The organism is Anaplasma phagocytophilum (assembly GCF_023476575.1).
GTDB classification, from domain to species: Bacteria; Pseudomonadota; Alphaproteobacteria; order Rickettsiales; family Anaplasmataceae; genus Anaplasma; species Anaplasma phagocytophilum_A.
Genome location: NZ_JAHLEX010000084.1, coordinates 1 through 5,086 on the forward strand (window position 1 = coordinate 1; position 5,086 = coordinate 5,086).

Annotated in this window: 5 protein-coding genes and 1 tRNA gene; 2 read left to right on the top strand and 4 right to left on the bottom strand. The window is 43.5% G+C overall.

The genetic code is table 11. From position 1 onward, the window contains the following. Window positions 1-358 precede the first annotated feature (358 nt). From ruvX to KPX09_RS05640, 4 genes are all read right to left on the bottom strand, one after another. Window positions 359-859, bottom strand: coding sequence for a Holliday junction resolvase RuvX (gene ruvX / locus KPX09_RS04250; RefSeq protein ID WP_249549144.1), 501 nt, complete (start codon window positions 857-859; stop codon window positions 359-361). 81 nt (window positions 860-940) lie between these two features. Then, window positions 941-2,731: a ribonucleoside-diphosphate reductase subunit alpha gene (locus tag KPX09_RS04255; protein WP_249549141.1), complete on the bottom strand. Its 1,791-nt coding sequence runs from the start codon at window positions 2,729-2,731 to the stop codon at window positions 941-943. Window positions 2,732-2,948: 217 nt separating this feature from the next. Then, a tRNA-Glu gene (locus tag KPX09_RS04260) sits at window positions 2,949-3,021 on the bottom strand. 62 nt (window positions 3,022-3,083) lie between these two features. Beyond that, the gene (locus KPX09_RS05640; RefSeq protein ID WP_275973655.1) at window positions 3,084-3,209 is read right to left on the bottom strand and encodes a hypothetical protein; all 126 of its coding nucleotides are present in this window, start codon (window positions 3,207-3,209) and stop codon (window positions 3,084-3,086) included. A 97-nt stretch (window positions 3,210-3,306) separates the two neighbouring features. Between KPX09_RS05640 and KPX09_RS04265 the strand changes: the two genes are divergently transcribed. After that, complete coding sequence (locus KPX09_RS04265) at window positions 3,307-4,167, top strand: polyprenyl synthetase family protein (protein ID WP_249549142.1); 861 nt, start codon at window positions 3,307-3,309, stop codon at window positions 4,165-4,167. 3 nt (window positions 4,168-4,170) lie between these two features. Next, on the top strand, window positions 4,171-5,086 hold a 916-nt coding region (locus KPX09_RS04270), incomplete at its 3' end, for an FKBP-type peptidyl-prolyl cis-trans isomerase (RefSeq protein ID WP_249549143.1).

Here is a 5,086-nt window from a genome sequence, read left to right on the forward strand (position 1 = left end):
AAGCACAATACCATTTCACATCAGAACGTGTTGCAACATTTCCGTGCAGCATGTGCTTATAGTTCATCAAAGAGTATTAGAAACAATATCTCCCCTATGGTGCATGCTGTAACGTACTGAATATGTGACTAGTGTCCGACACACAGTCTAATGCTGCAAAACTCTACAATCGAGGTTCTGATCACCTGCTCTTCCCACTATTGCACCATATAAGGCCTGCTGCAGGGCTAAATTATAAGAGTTCAACGCGGTACCAGAATGCGTAAAAGGTCTCCATGATGGCGGAAATAACCCCTTCCATACTGCGCACCCCAACATGCGCCAAATGTGTATCAGTACATAGTCTAATGCCGTACGATCACAGACAACTATTATTACCACCCATGGCCTGTATACCCTCTGCTCTCGCAATATCTAATACCTGTTGCAGAACCAATGCCGCAGATATCTTATCATCTATCTTTTGAGACTCCTTCCGGCGCAAACCTGCTTCACGCGTTGCCCTACTAGCCATGGCAGTAGTATACCGCTCATCGTGAAGATATATGCTTACCCCTGACTTCTTAATTAACTTCTGGGCAAATGCACGCACAATCTGACACATTTCCCCTTCCAAACCATCTGATTGCAGCGGATTTCCTATAACCACAACACCCGCATCTTCAGAACGCAAGATAGAACTCAGCTCGCCTAGATCCTGACGCATGTTACGTCTATGATATACGCTGTGTGGCATGGCTATAAGGTATGTAGGATCACTCAACGCCAACCCTATTTTCCTTTCCCCAAAATCTATACCTAGAATTCTTCTGCCAGGTTCCAACGCCGAGAAAAGCTCCCTAATACTCTCACACAGCATTACCTTATAGCCGTAAATACAGTTACAGTTATTCGTTCCCACTCGTCTTCCGTCACTGCTCTTCACGCGACATCCCCGGCGTTACTGACAGGATAAGCACTCATCGTAGCTGAAATTAGTGATCTGCTTACGAGGCACTACCGCTACAGCTCCATTAACTTCATGAGAAACCTTATCTGCCCTTTGAACTGACTTAGACCTCATATAATACAAGCTCTTCAGACCCTTCTTCCACGCTAAGAAATGCACTTTATGCAGATATCTCTTGTGTACACCCGCCGGAAGAAATATGTTCACCGACTGCGCCTGACATATATATGGCGTCCTATCACCACTATGCTCTATAACCCAACGCTGATCCAACTCGTACGCCGTCTTAAAAACAAGCTTCTCATGGTCAGTAAGAAAGTCTAAATGCTGCACAGACCCTTCATTTGTGGATATAGACGACCAAACCTGGTCATCATCTTTACCCTTAGATTTCAGTAATTCCTGTAAAAACTTATTGCGTACTATGAACGAACCAGTCAGAGTTTTATGGGTAAACACATTGGCTGCATACGGCTCTATACCAGGCGAAGTGTTACCAGCTATGATAGATATAGACGCGGTAGGCGCCACAGAAAGTTTGTGCACAAACCTCTCCATCTCATTTGCGTCTTGAGCATCAGGACACGCTCCCTTTTCAAAAGCCAATTTGCGTGAAACGGCATCAGCCTGGCTTTTTAAATACGAAAAGATCTTCTTATTCCACATAGTTGCAGCAAAAGACTCAAAAGGTACCAGTTTGCTCTGTAGAAACGAGTGAAAGCCCATCACACCTATGCCAATACTACGCTCCCGCATCGCAGAATACTTAGCTCTCTCCAGCTCTGTAGGCGCTTTCTGCACAAAATCCGTTAGTACATTATCCAAAAACCGCATAACATCCTCTATAAACTGAGGATTGCCACACCACATATCATAGTATTCAAGGTTCAGCGAAGATAAGCAACACACCGCCGTCCTGGATTTCTTTAAATGATCTTCACCCGTAGTAAGAGTAATCTCCGTACATAGGTTCGACATCTTCACGTCCAAGCCTAGCTTTTTGTATATCTCAGGCTTACATCTATTAACTGCATCTACAAAAATTATGTACGGCTCTCCAGTCTCTACCCTAGTCGTCAATATCTTAATCCACAAATCCCTAGCTTTTACCGTGGAAATCACACACTTATCCTTAGGACTAAGCAGATCCCACGTCTTATCATGCTCCACGGCTTCCATAAATTCATCAGACAACAACACACCGTGATGAATATTCAAAGCCTTTCTATTGGGATCTCCACCTGTGGGTCGTCTTATATCCAAGAATTCTTCTATCTCAGGATGCCATACAGGAAGGTATACGGCCGAACTACCACGGCGCAAAGAACCCTGGCTAATAGCAAGGGTTAACGCGTTCTGTACAACGATGAAAGGAATTATACCCGAAGTCTTACCACTTCCCCGAACTCTTTCACCTATAGAACGCAAATTACCCCAATAGCTGCCTATTCCACCACCGCGAGAGGCCAACCACACATTCTCGTTCCATAAATTCAATATTCCCGCAAGACTGTCTTCTGTCTCATTCAAGAAGCACGATATAGGCAACCCCCTACTAGTGCCACCATTACTCAATATCGGAGTGGCCGGCATAAACCAAAGCTTACTCATGTAATCGTATAACCTCTGAGCATGCTGGCTATCATCCGAGTAATACTGTGCCACCCGCACAAAAAGCTGCTGATAATCTTCCTTCTCTAATAAATACCGATCTGACAAAACAGCCTTGCCAAAATTAGTAAGGTTATCATCACGAGTGTAATCTATAACAATCTGCGACACGTTATATACCCCAACTACCACTATCACTGAGACAAAACCTGGGTCTCAACTCCTTCGTATAACACATACAGTATCTATATCAGAAATTTAGCACGATATACAGTATGCATAGAAAAAAAGGCACAAGTCAATCCACCCCTGACGACAAACCACAAGAGAAAAAAAATGTAAACGGAAACAACCCACGCGCACTCTTGAGCTGGCACGGTTTAAGGAGTGACTCCCACGGGAGTCGAACCCGCGTTACCACCGTGAAAGGGTGGGGTCCTAGACCACTAGACGAAGGAGTCATAACTACCACAAATATATTCAGCAATGCCGTTACAGTCAAACAAAATTCCTGCTACTTTTTTCACAGCGCAACAACAAATCCTGCACCCAAATAAAACCCATCACACTGTGCTGATTCAGGAACACAAATCCGGCACAACTTAGCAGATAATGACACATCTTGAAAAGAGAAAAATATTCGAGACACAAAACTATCAGTAGAGCCCTAGAATAATTTTTGCTGATATGACTAACGCGTAAAAACCTGGTAATACTAACAAACTGCTGTATATTAGTTGTCTCTTATGGGTGAGGATTGTGTAATGATGCGTTGCCACATAAAGGAACGCGTGAAAAACTTCTCTAATTTGGTAGGAAAAGAGCTTACAAAACTCATTGAAACGCAGATCATTGGGGGGCCTGCTGCAGGCTTGGTAGACGCAATCGTCTATTGTATACTCCCTCCAGGTAAGTGTCTACGCGCCTTCCTTGCAAGTTCCGTTGCTCAAACCTTTGGTGTAAGTGTAGAGAGAACTTTGTCCCTGTGCCTTGCAATTGAGGTGCTTCACTCTTACTCCCTTGTACATGATGACTTACCATATATGGATAATGCGCCTACTAGGAGAGGTAAGAATAGTTGTCATATAGAGCATGGTGAAGCGTTAGCGCTCCTCACAGGAGACGCTTTGCTGACGTTAGCGTTTAAGTTATTGTCTTCTATGGATGAAAGCTGCACTGTTAAGTGCGCTATAATCAGAGTTATTTCCGATGCCTGCGGACACCGTGGTATGGTTGCAGGACAGGCGCTTGATATGGGAAATTTGGAGCCCTCATTGGAGGCTGTAAAGCAGATTCACAAATTGAAGACAGCTCGGTTATTCTCTGCTACATGTGAATCTGGAGCAATACTAGCTGGGATTTCTACTGCCAAACAACAAGCATTGGCATCCTATGGGGAGGCATTGGGATGTGCATTTCAAGCTAAGGACGATTTATGTGATATAAATGAAGATGATAGCTGCCTGAACATTGCTCGTATATTAGGCAGGGAAAAGACGCTTGAATACATAGACTATTTGTTACATCAGAGCGAGGAGTATCTAAAAAGAATTGATGAAGATACCTCAGTGTTGAAGGAACTTGTTACGTTTATAAGAAATTTGTGACTTATGAAAAAAATTACATGCTGGGTGCTCAAGATTGCTGTAGTGGTTTCTGCACTATTTCTTGTACTAAGAGTGGTTTCCGTATTTCTCACAGAGAATGAGGCACGCTATAATGCCGATAAGCCTTATTCCCTTAGTATGGAGAACTCAAATAGCCTGGGATACCGGTTAGGCGCTTCATTAATACGTCCCATATTAGAAGCACGAATAGACCAGTACATAAAAGATCAAGGCCTCGAGGACTACTTCAAGAATTTGACACTTAAGTTACCACCGAAAGTAAGTTTCTCTTTTAATGATATGCAGGAAGGCAACGGATCCTCGGCAGTATGCGGTCAGGTGGTCACTGCTATGGTGATACAATCATCAGCCTCAGATCAGGAGAAAATTGGCACCCTGTCTCCAGCAGAATTAGCGGAAAAAGTCAAGAACAGTGTATCATATGTCAACTTTCAGCTTGGAACACATGAAGTGTCTGCACTTAACCAAGGTATGATTGGCATGCGTGCTAATGGTAGTCGAGTGGTAACTCTTAACAATGATGAAGATGCTCGCAGCTACTATGTTAATTTGACATCAATAGACTCCTCAGAGCCTACTGCAAGCGCTTTAGAGCGTTTTATGGTTTTTGATAAGGTAAGAACAGATTACGACTATAAGAAACCAATCACCGTGTCACGCTGTGGAGATAAGGTATCAGTGATGTATAACGTTAGAGATGCCTCTGGTAACGCTGTGTATGAAAACCTCAAGGCCGAATTCACTATTGGTACACGACAAGTACCGATAGCATTGGATTTAGCCGCTGTAGACCTGCAATCTGATAGTATAAGGTCTGTTATAGTTCCTCCTGATCTTTTAGCTGGATTAAGCACAGACTTCGACAACTCTACCATAAAGATCTTAGAGCTGTGGATGG

Excerpts from the sequence above, each read along its gene's own strand:
- KPX09_RS04265 (WP_249549142.1), top strand. The coding sequence starts at position 3,307 with ATGGGTGAGGATTGTGTAATGATGCGTTGCCACATAAAGGAACGCGTG.
- ruvX (WP_249549144.1), bottom strand. The coding sequence starts at position 859 with ATGCTGTGTGAGAGTATTAGGGAGCTTTTCTCGGCGTTGGAACCTGGC.